23 protein-coding genes are annotated in these 26,546 nt (G+C 33.5%); 3 read left to right on the top strand and 20 right to left on the bottom strand.

What is annotated here, in order from left to right; genetic code table 11:
• Positions 1 to 137 precede the first annotated feature (137 nt).
• The 10 genes from OYT91_RS05995 to OYT91_RS05950 form a co-directional block, all read right to left on the bottom strand.
• On the bottom strand, positions 138 to 1,037 hold the full coding sequence (locus OYT91_RS05995) for a hypothetical protein (RefSeq protein ID WP_281239907.1): 900 nt from the start codon (positions 1,035 to 1,037) through the stop codon (positions 138 to 140).
• A 153-nt stretch (positions 1,038 to 1,190) separates the two neighbouring features.
• Complete coding sequence (locus tag OYT91_RS05990; protein WP_281239906.1) at positions 1,191 to 2,192, bottom strand: IS30 family transposase; 1,002 nt, start codon at positions 2,190 to 2,192, stop codon at positions 1,191 to 1,193.
• A 641-nt stretch (positions 2,193 to 2,833) separates the two neighbouring features.
• Positions 2,834 to 3,808 (bottom strand): hypothetical protein, encoded by a 975-nt coding sequence (locus tag OYT91_RS05985; protein ID WP_281239905.1) that lies wholly within the window; start codon positions 3,806 to 3,808, stop codon positions 2,834 to 2,836.
• 165 nt (positions 3,809 to 3,973) lie between these two features.
• Positions 3,974 to 4,696, bottom strand: coding sequence for an SEL1-like repeat protein (locus OYT91_RS05980; RefSeq protein WP_269242523.1), 723 nt, complete (start codon positions 4,694 to 4,696; stop codon positions 3,974 to 3,976).
• Between the two features lie 172 nt (positions 4,697 to 4,868).
• Complete coding sequence (locus tag OYT91_RS05975; RefSeq protein ID WP_281239904.1) at positions 4,869 to 5,606, bottom strand: hypothetical protein; 738 nt, start codon at positions 5,604 to 5,606, stop codon at positions 4,869 to 4,871.
• A 168-nt stretch (positions 5,607 to 5,774) separates the two neighbouring features.
• Positions 5,775 to 6,872, bottom strand: coding sequence for a YbjQ family protein (locus OYT91_RS05970; RefSeq protein ID WP_281239903.1), 1,098 nt, complete (start codon positions 6,870 to 6,872; stop codon positions 5,775 to 5,777).
• Positions 6,873 to 7,024: 152 nt separating this feature from the next.
• Positions 7,025 to 8,068, bottom strand: coding sequence for a tyrosine-type recombinase/integrase (locus OYT91_RS05965; protein ID WP_281239902.1), 1,044 nt, complete (start codon positions 8,066 to 8,068; stop codon positions 7,025 to 7,027).
• Between the two features lie 447 nt (positions 8,069 to 8,515).
• Positions 8,516 to 8,992, bottom strand: a complete 477-nt coding sequence (locus OYT91_RS05960) for a DUF1569 domain-containing protein (RefSeq protein ID WP_281239901.1) — start codon at positions 8,990 to 8,992, stop codon at positions 8,516 to 8,518.
• A gap of 82 nt (positions 8,993 to 9,074) precedes the next feature.
• Positions 9,075 to 9,668 (bottom strand): HD domain-containing protein, encoded by a 594-nt coding sequence (locus OYT91_RS05955; RefSeq protein ID WP_269222602.1) that lies wholly within the window; start codon positions 9,666 to 9,668, stop codon positions 9,075 to 9,077.
• 3 nt (positions 9,669 to 9,671) lie between these two features.
• On the bottom strand, positions 9,672 to 10,559 hold the full coding sequence (locus OYT91_RS05950; RefSeq protein WP_281239900.1) for a YitT family protein: 888 nt from the start codon (positions 10,557 to 10,559) through the stop codon (positions 9,672 to 9,674).
• Between the two features lie 419 nt (positions 10,560 to 10,978).
• Here OYT91_RS05950 and OYT91_RS05945 point away from each other — a divergent pair, with 419 nt between their 5' ends.
• From OYT91_RS05945 to OYT91_RS05935, 3 genes are all read left to right on the top strand, one after another.
• Complete coding sequence (locus OYT91_RS05945) at positions 10,979 to 11,431, top strand: hypothetical protein (RefSeq protein WP_269222604.1); 453 nt, start codon at positions 10,979 to 10,981, stop codon at positions 11,429 to 11,431.
• A gap of 90 nt (positions 11,432 to 11,521) precedes the next feature.
• Positions 11,522 to 12,058: a hypothetical protein gene (locus OYT91_RS05940; RefSeq protein WP_281239899.1), complete on the top strand. Its 537-nt coding sequence runs from the start codon at positions 11,522 to 11,524 to the stop codon at positions 12,056 to 12,058.
• A complete protein-coding gene (locus OYT91_RS05935; RefSeq protein WP_281239898.1) occupies positions 12,055 to 13,899 on the top strand; it encodes an adenylate/guanylate cyclase domain-containing protein in 1,845 nt (614 codons plus the stop codon). Before OYT91_RS05940 ends, OYT91_RS05935 begins: the two co-directional genes overlap by 4 nt.
• A 9-nt stretch (positions 13,900 to 13,908) precedes the next feature.
• On the opposite strand, the gene OYT91_RS05930 is transcribed toward OYT91_RS05935, so the two are convergent.
• From OYT91_RS05930 to OYT91_RS05885, 10 genes are all read right to left on the bottom strand, one after another.
• A complete protein-coding gene (locus tag OYT91_RS05930) occupies positions 13,909 to 16,482 on the bottom strand; it encodes a cation-translocating P-type ATPase (protein WP_281239897.1) in 2,574 nt (857 codons plus the stop codon).
• 22 nt (positions 16,483 to 16,504) lie between these two features.
• Positions 16,505 to 17,701: a phospholipase D-like domain-containing protein gene (locus OYT91_RS05925; protein WP_281239896.1), complete on the bottom strand. Its 1,197-nt coding sequence runs from the start codon at positions 17,699 to 17,701 to the stop codon at positions 16,505 to 16,507.
• An 11-nt stretch (positions 17,702 to 17,712) separates the two neighbouring features.
• Positions 17,713 to 18,717: a metal-dependent hydrolase gene (locus tag OYT91_RS05920; RefSeq protein ID WP_281239895.1), complete on the bottom strand. Its 1,005-nt coding sequence runs from the start codon at positions 18,715 to 18,717 to the stop codon at positions 17,713 to 17,715.
• 74 nt (positions 18,718 to 18,791) lie between these two features.
• On the bottom strand, positions 18,792 to 19,493 hold the full coding sequence (locus OYT91_RS05915) for an urease accessory protein UreH domain-containing protein (RefSeq protein WP_281239894.1): 702 nt from the start codon (positions 19,491 to 19,493) through the stop codon (positions 18,792 to 18,794).
• Between the two features lie 5 nt (positions 19,494 to 19,498).
• Positions 19,499 to 20,578, bottom strand: a complete 1,080-nt coding sequence (gene hypD, locus OYT91_RS05910) for a hydrogenase formation protein HypD (protein ID WP_281239893.1) — start codon at positions 20,576 to 20,578, stop codon at positions 19,499 to 19,501.
• Between the two features lie 22 nt (positions 20,579 to 20,600).
• Complete coding sequence (locus OYT91_RS05905; RefSeq protein WP_281239892.1) at positions 20,601 to 21,230, bottom strand: FKBP-type peptidyl-prolyl cis-trans isomerase; 630 nt, start codon at positions 21,228 to 21,230, stop codon at positions 20,601 to 20,603.
• A 24-nt stretch (positions 21,231 to 21,254) separates the two neighbouring features.
• Positions 21,255 to 23,537 carry a carbamoyltransferase HypF gene (hypF, locus tag OYT91_RS05900; RefSeq protein ID WP_281239891.1) on the bottom strand — a complete coding sequence of 761 codons (2,283 nt, stop codon included), beginning with the start codon at positions 23,535 to 23,537 and terminating at the stop codon, positions 21,255 to 21,257.
• On the bottom strand, positions 23,527 to 24,057 hold the full coding sequence (locus OYT91_RS05895; protein WP_281239890.1) for a hydrogenase maturation protease: 531 nt from the start codon (positions 24,055 to 24,057) through the stop codon (positions 23,527 to 23,529). Before OYT91_RS05895 ends, hypF begins: the two co-directional genes overlap by 11 nt.
• The gene (cybH, locus tag OYT91_RS05890; RefSeq protein ID WP_281239889.1) at positions 24,054 to 24,773 is read right to left on the bottom strand and encodes a Ni/Fe-hydrogenase, b-type cytochrome subunit; all 720 of its coding nucleotides are present in this window, start codon (positions 24,771 to 24,773) and stop codon (positions 24,054 to 24,056) included. Before cybH ends, OYT91_RS05895 begins: the two co-directional genes overlap by 4 nt.
• 21 nt (positions 24,774 to 24,794) lie before the next feature.
• Positions 24,795 to 26,531, bottom strand: a complete 1,737-nt coding sequence (locus OYT91_RS05885; protein WP_281239888.1) for a nickel-dependent hydrogenase large subunit — start codon at positions 26,529 to 26,531, stop codon at positions 24,795 to 24,797.
• Between the last annotated feature and the right edge of the window lie 15 nt (positions 26,532 to 26,546).

The following is a 26,546-nucleotide window of genomic DNA, read 5'->3' as shown; positions in this document are numbered from 1 at the left end:
ACGTCCCCGCGCTACAAGTAGTTTGGGACTAAATTAAGCCCTATTTTCGGATTTGCCAAATCTTCCAAATACAAAACCAATTTCAAATTAAGCCTAATACCCAAATTGCTTGTAGCGTGTGTTACCAGCTGTTTTTTTTAGTTTCCGTTTATTTTTTCTTCTAGTAAATTTAAATAAGAGAGAGCAAATGCTGCTGAACATATTAATTCCGAAACTGTTTTTTTATCTATTTGTTTATCTGTTTTTCCTTTGTGAGCTAGTGAATTTCTGTAACCTCGTAATTTATTTAAGTTACCTCTGATATTATCAGGCATTTTAGGAAAACTATTAGTATGCGCAATTAGGGGAAGTAAAAGATTTAGTTGATGACTATATGTTGCTCCATTATTTAAAAAATCTTCAACTCTATCTTTTGCGGAAAATGGAGAAAAATATTTAGTCATAATGTTATATAGCGTTGATTCTACGGATACATTTGATGGAATTACACAAGAATTATAATCTTTAACAGTAAAAGACTCTACAGCATTAATAAGATTTTCCCAAATTTGATTATCATTTAATTTTTCTGCCCAATTAATTTGGACAGCAACAGGGGTTTCTTCTGATGGTTCTCCTATTGGACGACCATATAAATTGATACTATTTGGAATGTAATGCCTTGCCGGTGTATTTCCATGTAATTCGATAGGAAACAATCCATTTCCATTTGGAGTATAACTAATTTGAAGAATTTTAGATTCCTTAGGAATTCCAATTTCTTCTAAATTCAAAGTAAAAATTTCACCAGCTTTCATGTAAATCCTCAAACTAGTTGTAAATCCACCTACAATCGCATAAGTATATGAAGGAACTTCCCAGTCAAAGTGTCTTAAAAGTAAAGTCCACCAGTCAAGATTAGCATTACATTTAGGACAATTCATTTTAATTCCATGAAAATAATTTGATAAATTTTCATTCGTAATTGGAAATGAAATTGCTTTGCAGTCAGGACAAGGAGTTTGATAGATTTCTGTATGTAATAAGTCGTATTTCATTTTCGGTTTTTCAGGCGGATTCAAGTTTCTAGCGCAATTTTTTGCTTTAGAGTTTTGCATTATTTTTCAAATTCAGAAAGCCAGATTTTGATTGTCTTTAGGCTTTCTAAATTCAAAAAATAAAGCTACGATTTATTTTGAATTTACCTAATATTAAATAAAATTTTGGTTCATATATAATCGACTAATCGTATTAAGAGGCGATTCGTATTCGAGTGTTTTTCGAGGCCTTTCATTAAGCTGATTTTGTACTTCTTTGAGTTGCTTTTTTGATATTAAATTAAAGTCAGTTCCTTTGGGAAAATAGTCTCTAATTAACCCATTTGTATTCTCATTTGTTGGTCTTTCCCACGGACTATATGGATGCGCAAAATAGACTTTTACCTTGGAATTTCTAGTGAAGGTTTTGTGTTGTGCCATCTCGGTTCCGTTGTCATAGGTCAAAGATAATTTTAGGTTGTCAGGAAGCTTTCTAAACTCGCTTTCAAAAGCTTTTCTCACGGTTGTGGAATCTCTCTTTTTGAGAGGTACAATTATTAAAAATCGGGTTGTTCTTTCTACCAGAGTTCCAATAGCACTTTCTCTGTTCTTTCCCAGTACCAAGTCGCCTTCCCAGTGACCTGGTATCTCGCGAGTGAGTACTTCGGCAGGTCGTTCATCAATGCGAATTGGGTCTTTAATTGTCGTTCTTTTATCAGCACCTCGGCGTGTATTTCCTCTGTATTTTCTCTTTTGCCTAAGTTGAGAAATTAGCAATTTTTCGACCTCTTTTTTAGGCTGAATATAGATGTGATAATAGATACTTTCGTGCGAGATTTGCATAGTTGGATCAAAGGGATAAAATTGTTTTAAAGCATCTGAAATTTGCTTTGGAGACCAATGTAATTCCAGTTGTGAATATACAATTTTTTTGAGTTTTGGATTGCTGTTAATTTTGGATGTTCCTAAGCGTCTGTCCATTAGATTATGGACATAATTTACTTCTGCTTTTAGGTTGTCATAAGGTTCATTTTTAACCCTTTTTAGTTCTCTAGAAATGGTGCTTGGATGAACCGAGAGAGTAGTGGCAATTTGTTTGTTATTCTTGCCCAAAGCGATTAGTTTTTCAATCTCAATTCTATGATCACGATTGAGTCTTTTGTAAGCTGTTTTCATACTACAATTTTATACATTTTTTGGTTATAAAATTGCGTTAGATTCTTGACTCTGCGTCAAAATAGCTGGTAACGTTCCCGCGCTAAAAGCAGTTTGGGACTAAATTAAGCCTATTCTTCGGATTTGCCAAATCTTTCTGACACAAAACCACCTTCAAATTAAGCCAAATACCCAAATTGCTTGTAGCGTGTGTTAGCGATTGTTGTGACACACTAGTTAAGCACCTCTGATTATCGATTCCAATAATCCATTCCAATTGCGGAAGTTTATCCACTTTCAAAATCCGTCCCGAAAACACTTTCAAGCAATCCAAAAATCAGGAGAATAAAATTCCTCTTAAACCTCAAAAAAAATCGACTTTCAAATTCCATTTTGAAACTCGACTTTCAAAATCCGCAATCAATTCCGTTTGATTTTTGTCGGCAGAGTAGGAGCAGATTAGTTTCCATTTTTTCTTTCTTATTAACGTAAATTGCTCGATTTCAACGGAACAATAATCGCTAACGTTCCCGCGCTACACGCAGGCTGGGATTAAAGATGCGTAATCTTTCGGTTAAAAACAAATGTATCAAACACAAACTATTTTTAAATTAGACCAATTGCCCAGCTTGCTTGTAGCGTGTGTTACCAGCAGTAATTATTTAATCTTCTGTTACGTAATCAAAATTTCCATCGGCTGGGATTGTTAAAATTCCTTTTTTATTCATTTCGTCAGTTGATTGTGTATAAATGAAATGATACCACCAAATAAAAAATTCTTCAAAAGATATTTCTTTGTCATAGCCTAATTTAGCATATATCTTTTTACTATAATTTCTTTCATCCTCTAAAATTTTTAATAAGTCAGGTAAGTAGATTTTAGCCATTTCATCGAAAATTTTGTTGTCTGATTTCGAAATTAGATTTTCAGATGAAGATATTCTTAAATTAAGTCTGTTATTTCCATAAACGCTATTATATTTATCTCCAATTTTTTGAGATTGATTGCCATAAATCCCAAAAGATTCTATTTGTGGATTTGTATTTTCACTGATTTTGTAATAATAATAATTTCCATGTCTTAAAGGTCTATCTTCTTTCTTAAGAAAATCTTTTTCAACGTTATCAATTTGCCAAGAATCTAATAAAACATCACTTAAAATCAGAAATGACCATTTTTGAAAATTTTGTTTTTTTGAAATTTCCGTTTTGTCAAATTGTGATTTTATTTCGGATAAATTTTTAGTTATTGATTTTGTTATTTTTTTAGAAATGGGTTTTGCATATTTATAAAGTAATTTTCCATCTTTTGAGTCGGCAATGAAAACTGTTGGTTTGTATTGATTATTTATTTGATGAAGCCAATTTTTGGATTCCAATAAGGAAATTAGATTTGACATTTTTTCGTCTTTAAACTTTGTAAAGTTTTGAAAGTCATTTGGAGAATAACCTTTATGAAGTGTAAATAAAAACACGTCCAAACTATCTTTGTTTGTTCTAAAATCCGGAAAATTATCTCCTCTCGAAATTAGAGATTGTTCTATTTTTATTTTAAAAAAATGGTCAATTTTATTTTGAGCATTTATATGTTTTCCTAATAATAGAAAAATTAGTATTAATAATTTTGGTGTTTTCATTACTTCTTTTCTTGAATTATTGCTGGTAACGTTCCCGCGCTACAAGCAGTTTGGGACTAAATTAAGCCCATTCTTCGGATTTGCCAAATCTCCCAAATACAAAACCATATTTAAATTAAGCCTAATACCCAAATTGCTTGTAGCGTGTGTTAGGCACTGGCTTTTTTATTCTTTCGCTCTTTGTTCCCAATATTTTGATTTGTCAATGTCTGTTATACATCCTTTACCTTCTTTATAACAATCAGAAAGCATTTTCATTGAATATTTATTGCCTTCTTCCGCACCGTCCTTAAAATAATTAAATTGATCAGAATAACTTTTTTCACGCAAGTCAATTATAAATTCTTTACTTTCTTCTATTCTGTAGTAATCAATCACATCAATCAAATACCCTCGAACAGAATTTAAGGTAATCGAATTTTCTTCTGTCTTTTTTAGTAATAATTTTGTCTGAGCATAAAACTTATTTGCCAGATCAGGTCGTTTCAAATCATAAGACTTTTGAATTAGACCACCTTTAGATTTTGTTCCATTATTTCCAATTATCGTCGACAACACATATTCTATTTGGTCTAACGGTATTCTATCTTTTATTTTTATTACTAATTCAAGTAATTTCTCAAGATAGAATTCTTTTGGTTCAATCATAGAGTCCAAACTTCTCAAGAGATGTCCATACTCATTTGTCGGATTTGTATTGAAATACTCTATTTTGTTTTCAAACTCTTCTTTAATCCATTCAGATTCAATGTTTGGGTCAATATCAAGTGCTTTGTATTCATCAAATCTTTGAGGATTTTCTCGCATCATATGAAAACCGCTGCATCCCATTGATATAAAATATCTCTTTGCTTGTTCTAAAGTTTCTATTTCTGTGTCTATGGTCATCTTTATTAATTGTGTCGTCTTTTAAGCTTGTGCCTAACGTCCCCGCGCTACAAGTAGTTTGGGACTAAATTAAGCCCATTATTCGGATTTGCCAAATCTTCCAAATACAAGACCAACTTAAAATTTAGCCAAATACCCAAATTGCTTGTAGCGTGTGTTAGCAGAAGTAGTTCTATTTTTCACTCATATTTTGGTCATAAAAATTTGTAAATTTATTTATTAAGTCATCTAAATTTTCTCTGTCAAATTCTCCAAAACCTATAGTCATTATATGTCCTTCAATGTTATTTGATAAAACGCTATTGAAATTTTCTATGTAAGTATGAGCGTGTCCTTGTAATTGCAATTCGGCATTTATCATTTTTATCCAATGTTTATAATCATTATCATCTATCGAATAAGTTAAGTAAGGTAGAATAAAGGGAACAAATTTGTCATATTGTTTATTCTTACTTGGATTTAAACTATCATTTGGCCAAATTCTAAAATTTTCATTTAAGTTTAATTTTTCGGATTGAACAATTGTTGCAGTTTCATTTTTTGCAATTTCAGAAATAATTTTTCCTTGGTCTTGAACATATAACCAAAACCAAGCTAAATCCCAAGCTGTAGCACCTTTATGATTTATTAGGTTATAAGGATGAAAAATAGAGTCAATTGCAATATAGCCTTTTCCATTTCCAACCGTATTTCTAATAATTTCTATTAAATTATTTTGGTTAGCAATTTTTTGTACTGGATTACCATTTATAAATCCGTAAATATAATTGGATGTCCAATTTGACGGTTTTAGGTATTTTTCATTGTTAATATTTATAGTGATTTTTTCAGATTGTGAATTTAATTTATCACTTTCTTTTAAATCAGTTTGCTTTTTTTGTTTAGAGCTAAAAAGGTTAAAAAATCCCATATTGTTATGTATATGTGTTGGTTTACTATTTCTGCTAACGTCCCCGCGCTACACGCAGGCTGGGATTAAAGATGCGTAATCTTTCGGTTAAAAACAAATGCATCAAATACAAACTATTTTCAAATTAAGCCAATTGCCCAGCTTGCTTGTAGCGTGTGTTGGGCATCGTTATTTTATATACTCGTTTATTAGTTCAATTTTTTGGTCAATATATTTCACAATGTCGGTTGGTTTCATTTCAGATTCTTTAAATCCAAAAATATCATTTTTACAACTTCCGCAATATTCTCCAATTTCAACGGATTTATTTCCACATTCACAATTCCAAACTTCTTTTTCTTTCGATGATAAAAGTTGTTTTTTTGTTGATATTTCGCCTCTTTCTTTAAAAGTCTCAGAAATAAAAGTCTTGGTTTGATTTAAGTTTACAATATCTTCTTTGTCATAAAATGATTTGTCATAAGTCGCTATTCTTAAACCAATTTTTTGTTTTTTGAAATCTGAATTTTTAAGTAAACTCATATTTTTTTCATAATCAAATAAGTTTAATTCTTTGATTACTTTAGATAAATATAAAGCAACTTGATGATTAGTTTCGGTTTCAATTTTGTCGTAAAGTAAACTTACTTTTTTGCTTTCTTCTTGAGCATCAATATAGCTTATGAAATTTTTATTGAAAAAATTATAAGCATCTTGCATTGATTCAAAGTTTTCAATTACGTTGGTATATCTCCTTAATAGTGCTGGAAAAACTTCTTGAACTTGATTTGATGTTATAAAACTCCAAGTTTCATCATCATAATGTAACTCTCGTTTTTCAGCTTTTTCAATTATATTTTTTCTTTGTCTTAAATTGTTTATCCTTTCGACTCCAACATTTTCAAACTTTTCATTCGTGTTCGATAATGAATTTAATTTTTCGTCTTTTTCAATAATTACTGCTGTTCCTATGGCAGTTAACATAAACATTGATTTTCCCTTTCCTGAAATTTCGTCCATATCAATATTCAAACCTATTACACAATTTCCACCAATTTCGTGTGTATTGTATTTTATTCTTTCAATTGCTTCATTATATAGAGAAGAAAGCTGTTTTTGATAGGAACTTGAACGACCTCCAAATACATCTGTTAATCCTCCCAAAAAATCACTAAATAAATTTGTTCCTGCTACAATATGAGCAGAAACTGGTTTTAGATGTTTTTTAATTTTTAAACCTTCTGCAGAAGAAGTTGTTATTACTAAAATGTCTTTAGGATTTGCCATAGTTTGTTTTGTGTTTCTTATTTAGTACGATTAGTTATAATGATGCCCAACTAGTATATAGGTCTTACATCGTCAGGCCAATCTACCCAAAAATGGGTGGATAGGTCTGGTAAATGGCATCCCTTTTATTTTGCTAAAATAGAAAATATTTCTTATAAATCATCAAATGGACTCTTTATTTGTTGAATATTTTTGGTACTTACGTGCGTGTAAATTTCTGTTGTTTTACTGCTGTTATGACCCAAAAGCTCTTGGATATATCGCAAATCGGTTCCGCTTTCGAGTAAATGGGTCGCAAAACTGTGTCGCAACCAATGCAAACTGACGGGCTTGGTTATGCCTACTTTTTTTAACGCTTTTTTTAAAACACTTTGTAGACTTTTTTCCGAATATATTTCTCCAACTATATGACCTTCAAATAACCACGTTTTTGGTCTAAATGCCAAATAATAATTTCGAAGCATGACTAAAATCTTGTCGGATAAAGGGGCTATTCTATCTTTTTTTCCTTTGCTTTGGCGAATAATTACAATGCCTCTTTTTGAATCGATATCCGAAGGTTTTAAATGCAAAAGCTCGCTTCTGCGCAATCCGCATGCATAGATTAAACTCAACATCGTTTTATGTTTTAGGTTATTATGTGCATTTAATATCATTTTTACTTCTTCCTTGCTCAAAACATTGGGTAATAATTTGGCTCGTTTTGGTCGATGCATTTTATCAATTTCCATTTTTGTTTCTCTAATTGAAGAAAAAAACAATTTTAAGGCATTAATAATTTGGTTTTGAAAGGATTCGGATAATTTGTTGTTTAATATGTATTCATTATTATACCGTATTAAATCATCGTTTGATATTTCCGCGACCGGTTTGTCGTTGTAAAATGTTAGGAAGGATTTCAAGGATTCACTGTAGGTTTTTATCGTGCTTTCGCTATAGCGACGGGACAATAACCAATGTTTGAATTTTTCGATTTGTTCTATTCCTTCTTTTGATGGTAATTGTACGGGAGATTTTACAATTTGAAATATCATTCGGTTTTCGAAGGTGTCAGGCAAATGCCAGACGCCTAGTGTTTGGCTCCATCGGGAATCTTCTAGCAGTTTTATTCGATCAATCCATTCTTGATTTTTTTCGAAATATATGGCGATTCTGCTCACACCACGATGTTTGATGAGTTGTACTTTCCAGTTCATAAGGCGTATAATTCAGTATGGCGTATAGTTGAATTATAAAGATAGGTAAATTTTTATTAAGTTTTGGTTTTTTTTGTGAATAGTAATGCGTTTTAAGGGTTGTGTTTTTTCTGTTTTTTAAAAATGGTGACATTAGTTCTTGTAATTTAACGAAAGAGACAATATTATTACGTTGAGAATCTATTTTTTATGTTCAGGAAGATTTTTTAAATTTTTTGCAGAAAAGTGATTGAAAAATAGGTTAAATCAGTTGAATTTATATCCTTATTTGTAGTTTTCCTATTAAGGTGATGAGTTTGCGCGAGAAGGATGGGCGCAAGCTACCGAAGTAGCGCATACAGCCTGACAGCATACTGGCAAAGGGCCGAATGAGCGGTTTGCTAAGTTGGCCCTTTGACTGTATGGTGGCTCGCCCAAATGCTGTTTTTGTGCCTAATATTTTTTGATCTACTTTTTTGGTTTTGTGACTATATCGTTTATAATTTTGAGATGATGATGGGTATGAATTTCTAAAAAACGAATGGTTGGTTTTAATTTTAAAGGTCCAAAATAGGGATGTTCAAAATATTTATTGGTGTCGAAAGTGTCTAATTTGCGGATGTTTATTTTTGCTTTTTCTAGGTGATTTTTTAGAGTTACGATATCAAAATTGGATGTTGGTTGAACCATTTTTGGGGCTTTGGCTTTTCCTCTGGGGATTTTTTTTGTAGTCATAATGAGCATTCGAATTAAACTAAATTTATGTTTGTACAAACCAGGATCCGATTTTTCTATGGCGCTTACAACTAAATTTAAGGTCAATAAAGTATGTTCGATATGCCAACCCACAGTTGATTTTGAAACCAGTAAGTTGGTGCTGTCTTGATTGGGGATGTTGTTTTCTAATTCTTTTAAAAGGTGGAGTAATTTGGTCAATGAAATCATTTAATGAAGTGTTTTTTGTTTGAATTTTGAGAACTATTGGTGTACTTTTTTTTTGTGATATTCTATAATCGATTCAAAAGAGTTATAAGTAACGTTCTTTTTGTTGGATAAGTTTTTCAATATTTTTCTCTTTAATTGGAGTTCGATGTTCCAAACAAAAAGGGGTGTGGTAGAAATGGGATTGTAGAAACTTAATTTGTATTTCATTCCACTCTGCTAAGGTAAGATTCGGATTGCTGTATTTCAATTCCTGATAGAGATTATTCCCTATTCGTTCAAAACTATCGGTGCCTAAATATTCTAAATCGGCGTCGGCTATGATGCATTCTAGTTTTGTATTGGGTTTTTGAGGAATGGATGTTGCTCTTATCATTCCAGCAATGCATTCAATTTCAAGGTTTGTATATCCATATTGTGGTAGTTTTTCTTGAGCCAATCGAATGCTTTCTTCCTCGTGTCCCTCAGATATTGTAGTGATAAAACCAGCATCATGAAATAATGCGGCTGTTTTAATAAGTAAAATATCATTTTCGGATACGTTTTCTTTGCGCGCTATATATTCGGACATGCGTATGACGTGTTCGGTATGTTTCCAATCGTGATAGGTCAAATGAGGTGCCAAGTTCTCCTTTAATGAATCCATAACGGTATGACATAATGATTCCCAGTTTTTCATATTCTAGTGTTTGGCTCTGTTTCTCAAAATTCCGCCTCTCGCTTCTTTGATATATTGAATGTACATAAAGGCGTGCGGATCGAGTTGGCTTACTTCTTCTTTTATTCGGAGTAATTCTAATCGCGTTACTACGGTTATTATGATATCACAATCGGTTTTTTCATGAAATGCGTGTGGTAAATATCCTCTTTCTCCTTTTATAACCGTAATTCCTTTTCCAAAATGCTGTACAATTAGGGATTTAATGGCTTCGCTTTTGGACGAAATAATATGTAGAGAGGTGTATTGTTCAATTCCGTGAGCTATGTAATCCAAGGATTTTATGGCCGAAAAATAGGTAACTATTGAATATAAAGCGGTACTAATGCCAAAGAACCATGCGGCACATAGAAATAATGTAGTGTTTATTCCAAAGATTACTTCGGAGACACTAAGACCAATTTTTTTGGTAGTCAATAGCGCCAAAATCTCAATACCATCAGCGGCTGCACCACTCCGAATGACAAATCCCATTCCCATTCCGATCAAACATCCTCCAAATAATGCAATCAGAAGTTTATCTGACGTTACCGGTTGGATTTCTATAAATGTCATGCTTACTGCAATCAAGAGGAATGTCAATAAGCTTTGTAACGCAAATGTTTTTCCCAAAACCATTTTTCCTATAAATAAAAAAGGAATATTAAGTACCAAAACTAAAAGACTAAATGGAATATGTGATATTTCATGAATAAGGATCGATGCACCAATAACACCACCATCCAAAAATTTGTTGGGTATCATAAATCCTTTCAAAGCCAACGTAATCAGTGCTACTCCTACAAAATTGAGAATAATGTTCTTTAATTCGAATATTTCTTTCCAATCGATTGGTTCTTGGTTGAATTTCATAGGCGTAAAAATTAATTGGTAATTATCATAAAAGGTGATCTTCTTTAATAGCAATCTTGACTTATACTAAGGCCTGAATAATGGTTCTGATGTTGATTTATTGCAAGTGTAAAACCAATTTTATCATTTTATAAAGAACGAAAAAGCTAACTATCAGTGCTTATATTGTTATGATACAGTTAGTTATTGTTGTAAATTTAAGGAAATTACTTCTTTTAAATTGTTCTTTTTTGTTTATTTTTTTTTAAAGCCCTGTAAACTAGATATTTTTATCCTAAATGTTAATTTTTGATTTAAAAAAATGTAAATTTGATAAAATATGATTATATAGTACTGTAAATCAGTTTTTTATTACGTTGTCCCACATTTTATTTTAACCTATATTTTTTTGAATTAATTAATTTTAAAATCTATAACTTATGAGTAAAAATGTGCAGATAGTTTTGACTGTTGATGCCAGCAGTCTCTATCAAATGTCGAATCCATCACAAGAGGAAATAGATACCAAAACTATTTTGTCTGATGATAATGATGGTTTTTCTGAAAATGGAAAAGTACAAGATTTTTTGTCGAATGTGTACTTAGGGCGAAATGTAGAATGGATTGGCACGTCATCAGATGCTGATTATTCTATCGCTATTGACAGAATTGTGTATGACTTTGATCTGAATGATCCCAACGACAAATGTTTCTTAGAAGATGATACAACTATTTTGGGCAGCGGAGGTTGCCATAGCAAAGTGGTTGCCACTATTAAAGATCAATTGGATATGGCCAAAACTTTGAATATCTATAAAATTGAGTTTAGTATTCATTATAACAATAGTGCCAAAAAGTATCTTATTGATCCTAAGTTGATTTCGAATACTTGAGAAACAATATTTTACCCCTAAAATTTTACCATTTTTTTATAAAACCTATCGTTAATCAAATTTTGAATTTTAACTTTTTATAATTATAAAATGGAACGAAAAGTAAAAATGTATTTGACAGAAAAAGGATTTTTGAAAATCAAATTGTCTAATGGAGGTAAAATTAAAATTACATTGGAAGTAGCTGACGCAAAAGGACTTCATAACTATTTGAAAACGATTATTCCACCTCAACAACCCGATCAGCAACATGTAAATGATTTTTGTATTTTATATGACAATAATAAAGGAAAATCAGCGAAAAAAAGTATAGATGATTTTATATCAAAGGTTTATCTTCATAAAAATGTAAAGTGGATAGGTAAGTCTGCAGATGAAAACTACTCCATAGCTATTGACAAAATTGTGAGCGAACCACTAATTGTAGATCCTAATGCGCCTAAATTTTTTCCGAATGCTATAATAAAAGGAACTAGAGGGCCTAAAAGTTATGTTAAAGCAAGAATTGAAGAAAATTTGCAATTAATCAACAAGGAAGATACTTATACAATGTTTTGCAGTGTATATGAAAAAAGGGAGTTTAGACAAAAATTTCGTATTGATCCAAAAATTACTGGGAATTTATGACTAAAAAACAACTTGTTGAAATTTTTAATATAAAGAGAGTAGTATTTGTGCTGTTTTTTTTTCAGCAATTTTATGTTTTTGCTCAAGACCAAAAAGTAGCGGATAGTCTTGCAGAAATTTATAAAAAAAATACGCTTTCTAAAGTGGATAAAATGGAATTGTTGCGGAATTTAGCTTTCAACGAAACCAATAATCTCCAATTATCATTGCAATATGCTGAGGAGCTCATTGCGTTATCCAAAAAAGAAAAAAATTATTTGTACCTGTATAGAGGATACAGTCAAAAAGGAAATAAAAACAATATTTCAGGTGATTTTAATAAAGCTTTGGATTCCTATTTTAAAAGTATAGATGCCGCAATAAAAGCGAATTTTGTAACGGGAGAAGGGATGTCTTATACTTGTATTGCAGACGTTTATTCAAATTTGGGTAATTCTAAAAATGCAGAACAATATTATGAAAAATCCATTCGAATATTAAGAAAAACAACAGATAGTAATTCCTTAGCGTTAGCCTTATTAAATGCTGGTGATGAGTATTCGAAGAATTTAAAATTTAATTTGGCTTTAAATTATTTTAACGAAGCTGGAACTATATTTAAGAAAGAAAAATATAAAATTGGTATTGCTTATACTTTAGGGAATACGGGTATGGTTTATGCCAAACAAGGTAAAGATGATTTGGCTATAAAAAATATTACCGAAGCCATTACTATGCTCGAAAAACTGGAGGATTATTATGGGATTTCGGATTACCTTTCTTCAATGGCAGATATTTATTTCAGTAGGAATGATTGGAATACAGCTCTAACGTATGCCAAAAGAAGTTTAGAAATTGCCCAAAAACAAGGGTTAAAAGATCAAGTACGGAAGTCTAGTTTGTTGCTTTCGGAACTCTATCAAAAATTGGGAAATATCCCAGAATCGTATATTTATTATAAAAAATATATTGTGTATCGGGATAGCATAAACAATCTGGAAACGATTGAAAAAACGGCCGATTTAAGAACGAATTTTGAAGTTTCAAAAAAACAAGCCGAAGTGGATTTGATGCAAATCCAAAAAAGAAACCAAAGAATTATAACTATAGCTTCTATTATTTCACTAGTTCTGGTGTTTTTTATTGCTTTGGGTTTATTCCGAAGGTACCGATTTATACAAAAAACCAATATCATAATTGAAGCCGAGAAAAAACGATCCGATGATTTATTATTGAATATTCTTCCCGAAGAAACTGCTCTTGAGTTGAAAACTAATGGAAAAGTAGCCGCAAAACGATTCGAGTCGGTTACAGTTTTGTTTACGGATTTTGAAGGATTTACATTGTATGCAGAAAATTTGGCTCCCGAAAAATTGGTGGAAAGCATCGACTATTATTTTTCAAAATTTGATGCGATAATTGAAAAATATGATTTGGAAAAAATAAAAACTTCTGGAGATTCTTACATGTGTGCAGGTGGATTGCCTTTTCAAACCGAAGATCATGCCTATAAAATTGTACTTGCTGCAAAGGAAATTTTAAAATTTGTAAATGAGTCATTAACCGAGAATCCAAACCATCAAACACGTTTTAAAATTCGGATCGGAATCAATACAGGTCCCGTCGTAGCTGGAGTTGTAGGCACTAAGAAATTTGCCTATGATATTTGGGGCGATACCGTAAATATTGCCTCTCGAATGGAAACCAATTCTATTCCCGGAAAAATCAATATTTCCGAAAACACCTATAAATACATCAATAATGCCTTTGATTGTGAATATAGGGGAGAAGTAGCGGTCAAAAATAAAGGGATGATGAAAATGTATTTTGTTAATGAATTAAAAACAGCGAAATACGGATGAAACGTGCTGTTATTTTCGCATTCTTTTGAATGATTTTTCAATTTCTACAGCGCAAAAAACCACACTGGAAGCAGCAAAAGTAATGACTAACTCCATAATAGTTAGCGGTTGTGTCTTGAAAAGGCTATTGAAAAGAGGAGTGTAAATAATCATCATTTGCAATATAACAGTCAAAAGTAAGGCTCCCAACATTGGCTTATTCGATAGTAAACCAATTTTAAAAATAGACTCTTGTTCAGATCGGATGGCCAAAACATGTCCCATTTGACTGAGACATAATACCGTGAAAGTCATTGTTTGCCAATGATTTTGGCTATAGTGCATGGACCATGCTTGCATGGCTAATGTAACGACTCCCATTAAGAATCCAACCCATAAAATATGCAATGCCATTCCTCCTGCAAAAATGTTTTCTTTTGTACTTCTTGGAGGCCGTGACATAATATTAGATTCTGATGGTTCTGATACAAGTGCCAATCCCGGCAATCCGTCGGTTACTAAATTTATCCATAGAATGTGAATGGCAAGCAATGGAATAGGTAATCCAAAAAAAGGCGCTAGAAATATGGCCCATATTTCTCCAGAATTTGAGGTCATGGTGTATTTTATAAATTTCAGAATGTTGTCAAAAATTCTTCGTCCATGTTTGACTGCTTTTACAATAGTTGCAAAATTATCATCAAGCAATATCATATGGGCAGCTTCCTTGGAAACTTCGGTTCCGTTTATGCCCATTGCTATTCCAATATCGGCATTTTTTAGGGCTGGCGCATCATTCACGCCATCACCCGTCATGGCTACAAATTGATTTTTATCCTGTAATGCTTTAACAATTTTTAATTTTTGTTCTGGGTTTACACGAGCATATACGCGTACTTTTTCTACAATTACTTCGAATTGAGGTTGTGTTAGTGCCGAAAGTTCTGTTCCGCTTAATACCAAATCCTCTTCGGAAGCAATGATTCCTAATTGTATTGCAATTGCTTTTGCAGTGAGCTGATGGTCTCCAGTAATCATTACCGGAATAATTCCTGCTTGTTTGCATTCTGCAACTGCTTGTTTGGCCTCTTCTCTTGGTGGATCAATCATTCCGGCAAAACCAATTAGGGTTAGTGAGGATTCAACGGATTCAATGCTTAATTTTTCGGGTAATGAAGGCAAAAGTTTTATTGCATATCCCAACACTCGATATCCTTTTTCGGACATTTTATTTACTCTGAATTCAATTTCTGGAATTAGTGCTTTTTGATTTTTATCCAGTTTTTTAAACAATTCATCAACAGCCCCTTTGGTAATAACGAGTATTCCTTTTTCTGTTTGATGTAATGTGGTCATGCATTTTCGGTTTGAATCAAAAGGTAATTCGGCTACTCTTGGGAATATTTTTTCAACTGTATATTTATTTATATTATTGTCAAATGCATATTGAACTAAGGCAATTTCGGTAGAATCACCCAGCCACTTTTTGTCTTTAGTTATCGAAATATCGTTGTTCAGTGCCATTGCTTTCAGTAAAGTATTCTCTTGAAAGAAAGATAAATAATCATTTGTGTTTTGAATTTCATCCGTTTCTTGAACAGTCATTTTGTTCCGTGTTAATGTACCCGTTTTATCAGAACAAATGTAGGTAACTGAGCCTAGTGTTTCTACAGCAGGGAGTTTTCGAATCAGCGCATTGTTTTTTACCAATCGTTTGGCTCCAAATGCCAGAGCAATTGTCACTAGTGCGGGCATAGCCTCAGGAATAGCAGCAACTGCAAGTGATATTGATGTTAGTAACATGGCAAGAATAGCTTCTCCACGCAACCAACCTATTGTAAAAATAAGTGCACAAATAAGGAGTATGACAATTGATAATCTTTTTCCAAAAGCAATCAGTCTTTTTTGGAGCGGTGTTGCTGTTTCGTCTTGTTGAATCATTTTGGCAATATGCCCTAATTCGGTATTCATGCCAGTTGCCACAACATAAGCCAATCCGCGTCCGTTGGTAATATTCGTTCCTTTAAATCCCATATTGGTGCGATCTCCCAAACCATAAGTGCCTTCAGGAAGTGTTTTGGCTATTTTTTCGGTATTATGTGACTCTCCCGTTAGTGTTGATTCATCTACTTTAATTTGATGGGTTTCTATAAAACGAATGTCTGCAGGGATAATATTTCCGGCTTCGAGTACGACAACATCTCCTAGAACTAAATCGCATGCATCGAGGTCTATTGTTTTTCCTTCCCGTAAAACGCGGGCTGTACTTGATACCATATTTTTTAATGCTTCCATCGCTTTTTCTGCACGATATTCTTGAATAAATCCCACTACAGCATTAATCAAAATGATTGCCAAAATAATAAGAGTATCGACCAAATCTCCTAAAATACCCGAAATTAGGGCAGCGGCAATTAGAACAAGAATCATAAAGTCTGAGAATTGTTGTAAAAACATTCGCAATGGTGTTTTCTTTTTATGATCTGCTATTTGATTTTTTCCGTTTTCCAATAGAAGTTCCGAAGCTGTAATGCTATCTATTCCTTTTGGAGAAGAATTCAATAATTGTTCGATTTCTGAAAGTTGAAGTAAATGCCAGTTCATAATAGAAAGCTTTATTTAGTTTTCAATTTTCTTCCCTGAATTTGTTCATAAACCTATTATAAGGTAAATAGGTCATGATTTTTAAAGTTGTTCTCACAAATTGATACGAAAACCAGTTGGCCATTCGAATAAAGGTATTGCTTTTTTGTCTAATAGTTTCTGGAGTGATTTTTTCACATTTCGAAATTACATTCTTCAAATCAGATTCCAGAGTTTTGGCAAATAATTTCGATTCTATTTCCACATTGGTCTCTATACTTCCATAGGAGCTCAAATGATTCAAATTGAAAGAACCTATTGTGGCCCATTTTGTATCTACCAATGCTACTTTGCCATGCAAAACGGAGACATTCCATTCATACAGTTCAATATTGTTACGAAGAAAAGAGGAATACAAATGACAGGTTGCTCGTTTCATCATAGGAATATCTGATATTCCGGACAGTATGAGTTTTATTTTGACACCTCGCCTCGCTGCTTTTTTTAAAACTTTTGTAAGACGGCGGCCAGGGAGAAAATAACATCCGACAATTAGGATCTCTTTTTGCGCTTTTTGAATTGATTTTACATAAGCCTTCGCAATTTCATTGTTTCTTTTTAGCCAATCATTTTGAAGTATTCTAACTGTTGTTCCATTATCAAAGTAGGGAACCGAAAGAAATTTTATTCGTTGAGTCCTTTTTTGTTTAAAATAAATGTTTTGGCACAATTGTTCGAGTTGCTTTGCAGTTTCATAACTTTCAATTTGAATGGCATAATCCAGCCAGGGAGTTTTCATGGCTTTTCCTTTATAATGGTTCGAAATGTTGATTCCGCCAACAAGCGCAACAGTGCCATCAAAAACAATTATTTTGTGATGCAGCCGCCGACCGATATATATGTTGTTTCCAGATAAAAAAGGGGAAAAGAAACGAATGTTTATTCCCAAACGCAAAAGTTCTTTGATAATTGAATTTGGAAAAGAATAAGACCCATATCCGTCCAGAAGCATAAAAATTTTTACATTTCGTAATGCCGCTTCTTTTAGAGTATTGATGATTTCTATGCCCGTATCATCAATTTCAAAAATATACATTTGCAAATGAATTTCTGACAAGGCTTTTGAAATAAGGTCTTTAGCGCGCAAAAAATAATCCTCTCCACTATGAACAAGAGTTACCTTTTCATGAAAGTTACTGTTTTCATGATAAATGGGGCTATATGTTTCTTGTTCTTGCATTAGTTTTGTTGTTATTTTCCTTTAATTCGGTTGACTAATGAGACAAACCAATCGCTTGTTGATTCTTTATATTTTAGTCTATTCAAAGCTCTTTTATTATCGGCGTTTTTGTTGAGGTTGAATTTAAAAGCATAGGCTTCATCAGCTATGGTATTCCATCCGCTCACTTGACCAAATCGGATATCGTTGAAATAGACAATGGAATCTTCTTTTGAAATGCAATAGTTCCCTTTAGAAAGTACTTTTAGATTTTTAACCAATTCTTTATTTTGAAAAGGAATAAGTAACGAATCATTGCGTTGCTGTCTGTGGTATTTAATTTTTTTATAGTTATCAAAAATGGAGTAATAGCCAATCCATGCACCATTTTTATCATGAGAATATCCCATCCACAAAAAACTATTGAGCGGGGTTGGAGTTACCGTAAAATGATCGAATGCCAATTTTTGTTCTTCAAGGGATTGTTTCATTACGTTTTGTACGTACACATGATTTAGGATGGTAAAAGCTAAATAGGTCGAACTAATCCATAATCCTGTAATAGTCCATTTTTTTCGTAGAGGAGTTTTGTTCTTTGCTCTAAAAGCCAATCCCATACAAACCAAAAAGGGTAGGGTATAAAAAGGATCGACTACAAAAATAGTATTGAAGGATATTCTATGTTGGCTGAAGGGTTCAAAAAATCCCATGCCGTAACAGGTAAATGAATCTATTAAAAGATGGGATAGCATTGCTGCGAAGAACATCAAAGTCCAGAGCATCCAGTTGTTTTTTATCCGCTTCTTGCAGAACCAACCAAACAAAGCAGTAATTAATACCGCAAAAAACAAAGAATGGGTAATGCCACGATGGAATAATAATTGTTTTGAGTCACTAAGAAAAAATATTCCAAGTACATCAATATCAGGAATGTTTCCAATGATGGCTCCATATAGCATCGCTTTTCGACCTATTTTTCGACCTAAAATTGTTTCACCTACGGCGGCACCCAAAACGATATGTGATACTGTATCCATTGCTGTTTTTGTTTTAGCAGTATTTTTTATTCGTTACAAATTGCTATTCTAGAAAAAGGGCGGCATTCTTTGGCTTAGAGAAGAAGAAATAAATTTGTATATACAACAAGGCTTCCATAAAATATACAAAGTAGTGATGATATAATAATTAAAAGAATTTGAAGTTTTTGAGATTTTAAAATCGATTTGCTGAAGGATATACTGAATAACCCAGAAGCAATAAACATTCCTAATATAGAACCAATTCCAAAAATTAATATATACATTAATCCTTCCGTCGCAGTTTTCATTTGTGTAAGTACCAATACTACCAAAGCGCCACTTCCGGCCAATCCGTGAACCAATCCAACTCCAAAAGCCGCTTTGTGATCTTTAAGATTATGAGTATGGTTATGATTTGTAACTACATAAAAATGGGAGTGAGAATAAGTATGGGAATGGGGTTTTAAATTAGAATGACTATGCGTATATGTATGTTTGTGTGTTCCTTTTTTGAAAGATTTAGTTAATCTGAATATTCCTAAAAAGATTAACATTATTCCAACACAAGCTTCTAAGTAATTAAAAATTTGTTCGTTGACACTAAATTTAAACCCAATCATTAAAACACCTACCACAAAAATGGTGAGCGTGTGACCAATCCCCCAATAAACGCCATCTTTTACGGCATCATTAATTTTATTTCTGTTAGAAACCAAACTATTCACCGCCAACAAGTGATCGGCCTCGAAAGCGTGCTCCAATCCAGCGTAAACAGTGATATAAATGCCTAGCATAATTTCTAAATTGAATAATGATAATAAGCAGCACATGCACCTTCAGACGAAACCATTGGTGCTCCAAGCGGATTGGAGGGCTTACAGGTTTTGTTGAATTCAGGACATTCGTGTGGTTTTTTTATTCCTTTTAATACCTCTCCTGCAATGCAGTTTTTGGATTTTTCACAGTGAATTACTTCAATTGAAAATTTCTGGTTGGCATCATACTGTTTGTATTTTTGGGTCATCACAAAACCACTATTTGGAATTTCTCCAATACCACGCCATTCTTGATTTCCAATTTCAAAAACATCCAATATCACCTCTTTTGCTCTAGTATTTCCTTCTTCTTTCACCATTCGTTTGTATTGATTGTCGACAAAATGGGTTCCGTTTTCCAATTGAAGTACGGCATGGTAAATCCCTTGAACCAAATCGGCTGGTTCGAATCCAGTTACTACAAGCGGAATTTTATAGTTCTCGGCAATCGGGTAATATTCTTCCAGTCCCATGATGGTACACACATGGCCTGCTGCTAAAAATGCATCGATATTGCAAAATTTATCGGATAAAATCGCTTCCATTGCAGGAGGAACCAAAACGTGGGAGACCAAAATGGAATAATTATTCAGGTGTAATTTTTGTGCATGAATTACCGAAAGCGCATTACTGGGGGCGGTAGTTTCAAATCCTACAGCGAAGAAAACTACTTCTTTGTCTGGATTTTCGACCGCGATATTTACAGCTTCAAGAGGGGAATACAGTATTCGTAAATCACCTCCGTCTGCTTTGGCTTGCAACAGACTTTTGGTAGAACCTGGAACTCTAATCATGTCGCCGAATGAACATACAATGACTCCTTGTTTTAGGAGTTCGATGGCTTTATCGATTAATGAAATAGGAGTGACGCATACCGGACATCCAGGGCCATGAATCATTCTGACTTCTTTTGGAAGCAAATCAATCAACCCGTTTTTTACCAGAGAGTGGGTTTGACCACCACAAATTTCCATGATATTCCATGGTTTTGTAACGATTTTTTGAATCTCTGACAAATAATGTTTGACGAGTTCTGGACTTCTATATTCGGTTAAATATTTCATGCAAAGTGAATTTTATATTCAATTAGTTCACAATTTCCAGCAATTCAATTAAGAAAATTATTGTCGAATTGGGTTGGATCATAGGTTGAGCGCCAAATTCCCCATAAGCCAAATGATGCGGTATAAAAAGTTTCCAACGCGAGCCCACTGGCATCATCTGCAAAGCATCTTGCCATCCTAGAATGGTTTTTGACACTTCCAGTTCTAACGGTCCGGTATCCTGAGTGGAATCAAATAGGGTTTTGTCTATCAAACTACCTTCATAGATTACTTTTACAATGCTGCTTTCAGTTGGAATTTCGCCCTTTCCATCCTGTAAAACTTCGTATTGCATGCCGTTGGGAAGTGAAATGATTCCAGGTTTTTTGGCGTTTTTTTCTAAGAAAGCCTTACCGAGTTCCGCATTTTTATCTTTTAAATCTTCTTGAAGTAAGACAACATAATTTTGAAAAATTTCAATTGCTCGTTTTTTACTGATTTTGGGTTCAGAATCGTTAAAAACCGATTTCATTCCTTCCACGTAATCGTCATATTGTATTTCGTCAAATCCAATATCCTTTAAGCTTTGACCCATAATTACTCCAGCAGAGTAGGATATTTTATCCGATTCATCTGTTTTTTGTATTTCTCCTAATAATTCGTTGATGTTCATTTTTTTTAGTCTAAAAAGGTTAGCTTAGTTTTTTATATTTAGATAATAATTTAATTGGCCAAAAGAAATATTTTCATCATTGGGTGAAATAGTTTCATGTATGTGTAGGCAAAAATCTTTGGGTAGAAAGGTCCAGAGTAAATCAATAAGTAGTGCGTTTTGAAACACTCCGCCACTGAAAGCTAATATATTACAATTATTTTGAATGGCAATTTTCTCAATTGACTTTATCAAGGTGTAATGAAAATTTAATGCAATTTCTGCCACTTCTGTTTTTTTATTATTTTCTGATATTATTCTATCGAAAAGGAGTTTGGTGGGGATGCAATTATTTAAGAATTCAATATTTTCAAGATAATCCACTACTGCATTTTTGCTTTTGGAAAATTGTTTTTGTGCTATTTTCTCCAAAAATAGTGAAGCTTCCCCTTCATAACTTACAGCTTTTTTAAAACCTAAAATAAAACTCACTGCATCGAATAATCGCCCCATGGAAGACGTTTTAATTTCAGAATTCTGGATACTTCTAGAATAGACATTCCATTCGTTATTGTCAAAATATTCTTTTAAAACTGGATTCGCTTCACAAATGGACAATGCAGAAATCTTTGGATTTTTTGACATTTTATCACCTAAAATCCAAGGGAAGTAATCTAAATGTCCTATCCTTTCCATTTTTTTGTTTTGGTAAGTAAAAAATTCTCCACCCCAAATTTCATTCTCTGTGCCATAACCAGTTCCATCCCAAATGATACCCATTATTTTATCGGGTGAATCCCATAAATTTTTCTCTCCAAGAATGGCTGAAAAATGAGCTTGATGGTGTTGTATTTCTTGTAAATTAACTTTGTTTGTTGAATTTATGAATGTTTTCGAATGTCTTGAACTTTCATATTTTGGATGCTTGTCTATCAATACTACCTCTGGCCTAAAATTGAATATTTCGAAATAATTTTCGATTGTTTTTTCAAACTTCAAAAAGGTATCATAGTTAGCCAAATCACCAATGTATTCACTTACGTAACAATTATTATTGGGCAAAACTGTAATTGTGTTTTTTAAGTCTCCTCCCAAACACAGTATTTTTTGATTGCTATTTGGTGTTTTAAAATTCATGACATTTGGCGCAAAACCACGTGAACGACGTAAAATTATTTTTTTTGAAAATTTTTCAGAAAATTTCACCACCGAATCATCTTGTGGATGCTGGATATGTAATGAATTATGAAGAAAATAATCAGCAATTTTATGCAATGCAGCGAATGCTTCCATTTCGGTGGCGCAGATCGGGGAGCCATGAAAATTCCCGCTAGTTGCTATGATTGGTTTGTCAAAATTTTCGGTTACTAACTTTAAAGTACCTGAATTTGGAAGCAAAGCACCAATGGTTTCTAGATTGGGAGCAATTTCATTTAGAGCCAAATCCAACCCATTTTTTAATGTTAAAATCACAATTGGAGCTTCCACTGATTTCAATTCGTTTTCTTCAATTTCATTTGTGTTTAGGTATGTTTTTATGGTTTCAATGTCTTTAAATAAAACAGCAAATGGCTTTGAAACTCTTTTTTTTCTAATTCGTAATTCCTGCACCGCTTTTTCATTGGTTGCATCACAAATTAACAAATAGCCAGCGGTGTTTTTTAGAGCAATAATTTTACCTAGTTCTAGTTTTTTGCTAATGATTTTAAATATTTCTGCATTTTCTTTCGACAGAATTTCTTCCGTATTTGTACTCATTTCTAATGTAATACCACAATTTGGACACGAATTTGTCTGCGAGTGAAATCGGATATCGCTGTTATTTGTATACTCATTAGCACAATTTGCACACATCTTGAAAGCATTCATGGCTGTGTTTTCTCTTTCAAAAGGAAACTTTTTTGTTATGGTGTACCTTGGTCCACATTGGGTGCAGGTCGTAAAAGGGTAATGATATCTTCGGTTTTTGGTGTCCAGCATTTCCTTAGAACAATTGTGGCAAATTGCAAAATCGGGTGTCAGCGGCAAGTCGATATCTAAATTTGGTTCGGTTGGTTTTATAAAGAAAGAAGTTGAGATTTCATTGGTATCTATTTCTTCTATTCGAATTGAACTTATCTTGGCTCCAATAGGTTTTTGAATTGATATTTGTTTGTAGAACGTATCAATATCGTTTGGATCTGCATTGGCAAGTATAAAAACCCCAAATTCATTATTAGTAACAAAACCTTTTATATTATATTTTGTTGCCAAATTATATATAAAAGGTCTGAAGCCTACTCCCTGAACTCTTCCGGAAATGTAAATAGCAGAAATATTAGTGTTCAATTAAAAGGTTATTTTTTGTTTTTAATTCATTTAACAACAACAGCACTTTAGTTTTTACTACGTTCAATGCCTCTTTCACTTTTGGCGAAAGCTCTGTAACCATTGGGTCCATGCAATCAATAGAGACAGTGTACAGATATATTTCGGGCATTCTGTCAAATAAAGTCAGTATTTCGACCATGTCTTTCAATCCGAAATTGTGTCCGCTTAGCGCTAATGGAAAATCATTTGAAAATTTTGGTTTCAAAAGCGTTACGGTTCCTGCTTCTTTTCCGTCCATAGTGGCATCAACAATAATGGCAATGGGATGACTTTCTAGATAAGGAACCAGCAAGAATCCTCCCGTTCCTCCATCAATGATTGTGATGTTTTCTGGAAATTCGGATGCATCCAAATTATTCACAAAATGAACGCCAATTCCTTCATCTCCCATTAAATAATTGCCAATACCTAAAATTAGAATTTCATTATTATTGCTATGAAATTCATCCGTTTTATGCGGAAATAATTCATCTGTCATAATTGTTTTTTTTCTTCTTCGATTTCTTTTTTGGTTCTTTCGGATCGCACAAATTTATAACCACTTACCATGGCAGATGATTCTCCTCGTCCTTCCAACCAATCGTGGAATAATACCAAATAGATGTGAACAGCCGAGAATAAGATGAAGGTCCACATCGTAGCATGATGAATTACTCTTGTATTTGTGTCACCTCCCAAAAATTCGGGAACCCATTTGAATAATCGAGGAAGAAACCATGTCGCATTATCGGCATACAATCCAAAACCCGTAAAGACCATTATCAATGCCATAAAAAACATGACAAGGTAGGACGCAGCCGCAACATCATTATGTCCCGTATGCACATTTTTGTCGTTATGAACTTCTTCATTCAAAAGAAAAATATCATGTTTGATAGTGTGCCAAAAACTAGCAGCTCTATTTTTATTAAAAGGGAAAAATACTTTCCAATTGGAATATTTATTTCCAACAAAAGCCCAATAGACTCTCATGATTAATAAAGCAAACATTATATAAGCACTCATAAAATGAATTTTTCGGATGTATCCAAACCAAAATTGAGCCGATGCTTCTTTGGAGGAAATGATTCCAGGAGGATGCGCAATTAGTAACCCTGTAATAATTAATACCACTATTGCAATGGCATTACCCCAATGAAATACCCTAACTGGAAGTTGCCAAACGTAGGCTCTTTTATAATCTTGTACTGTCATAATAAAGATTTTTTGAGGTTTTTATATACTACAGACAGAAATATCATTTACTTCTTTGATGATGTCTCCTTTTTCGTCATACAAATGCACCGCACAGGCAATACATGGGTCGAAAGAATGAAGCGTTCGGATGATTTCTAATGGCAGCTCCGGATTAGCAACTGGAGTGTTTAATAAGGCACTTTCGTAAGGCGATCTTTGTCCTTTTGGATCTCGAGGAGAGGCATTCCAAGTAGATGGAACCACTTGTTGGTAATTGTCTGTTTTCCCATCTTTGATTACGATCCAATGGCTTAATGCGCCTCTTGGTGCTTCAACCAATCCAACTCCTTTTGCTTCGGATGGCCAAGTAGAAGTTTCCCATTTTTCCATATTGGACATTCTGGTATCTCCATTTTTGATGTTGCTTATCAAAGTAGTAAAGAATTCCAAATTCCAATTGGCGACTAATTGTGTTTCCAAAGCTCTAGCGGCTGTTCTTCCTAATGTGGAGAAAAGAGCTGCTGCAGGCACTTGAAGTTTAGACAGTGTTGCGTCAACAATTTCTTTGTATTCAGGTCTTCCCGATGCATAACCAATTAGCGTTCTCGCCAAAGGGCCTACTTCCATGGCATGGCCTTTCCATCTTGGCGTTTTAATGAAACTGTATTTTTTGTCTACATCCAAATGGGTATAGGGTGGTTTTGGACCAGAATAATTGATTTTGGTTTCACCTTTCCAAGGATGAAGACCTGCATTTCCATCGCCTTCATAATCGTACCATGAATTATTTACATATTCTTCAACGGTTTTTAAATCCCTTAAATCAAGATTATGAATTTTTGTTAAATCTTTATTTAGAATTACACCCGATGGGAATTTGAAAGTATTGGTATTGGTGTTGTTGTATCCTTGCATTGGAAAATCGCCAAAACTCATAAAATTGTGGAATCCACCAATGGCTCCCCAATCTTTGTAGAAACCCGCAATTGCCAATACATCTGGAATGTAAACTTGCTCCACGAAATTCTTTCCTTGGATCAGCAATTTTTCAACCATAGCCAATCTTTCAGCGTTAAGACCACTTGCATCGTCAAGGTTTATAGCGCAGGCCATTCCTCCAACTAAAAAGTTAGGATGAGGATTTTTACCTCCAAAAATAGCATGAACTTTCACAATCTCTTTTTGCCATTCCAAAGCTTCAAGATAATGGGCTGTTGCCATAAGATTTGCTTCTGGCGGGAGCTTCATTTGGGGATGCCCCCAATAGCCATTGGCAAAAATTCCCAATTGACCACTTGCAACAAATTTTTTCAGTCTTTTTTGCAAATCCGAGAAATAACCTGGGGAACTTTTGGGCCAATTTGAAATGCTTTGAGCCAATTGTGACGTTTTCACAGGATCAGCACTTAAGCCACTTACCACATCCACCCAATCAAAAGCATGAAGATGGTAAAAGTGAACAACGTGATCGTGTATGTATAATGACCCAAGCATGATGTTTCGAACCATTTCTGCATTTGGCGGTACCTTTACTCCTAAAGCATCTTCAACAGCTCTAACCGATGCTGTGGCATGAACTGCGGTACAAACACCACAAGTTCTTTGCACAAATGCCCAAACATCTTTTGGATTTCTTCCTTTTACTATATTTTCAAGACCTCTTACCATTGTTGAAGAAACAAAAGCTTCTTGTATAGTTCCATCTGAGATTTCTACTTCGGCTCTTAAATGTCCTTCAATTCTGGTGATTGGGTCGACTACGATTCTTTCTGCCATTTTGTTCTATTTTTG

It is taken from the genome of Flavobacterium praedii (assembly GCF_026810365.1).
In the GTDB taxonomy this organism is placed as follows: domain Bacteria; phylum Bacteroidota; class Bacteroidia; order Flavobacteriales; family Flavobacteriaceae; genus Flavobacterium; species Flavobacterium praedii.
Note: the sequence above shows the minus strand (reverse complement) of the source record. Positions and strands in the feature narration are given on the sequence as shown.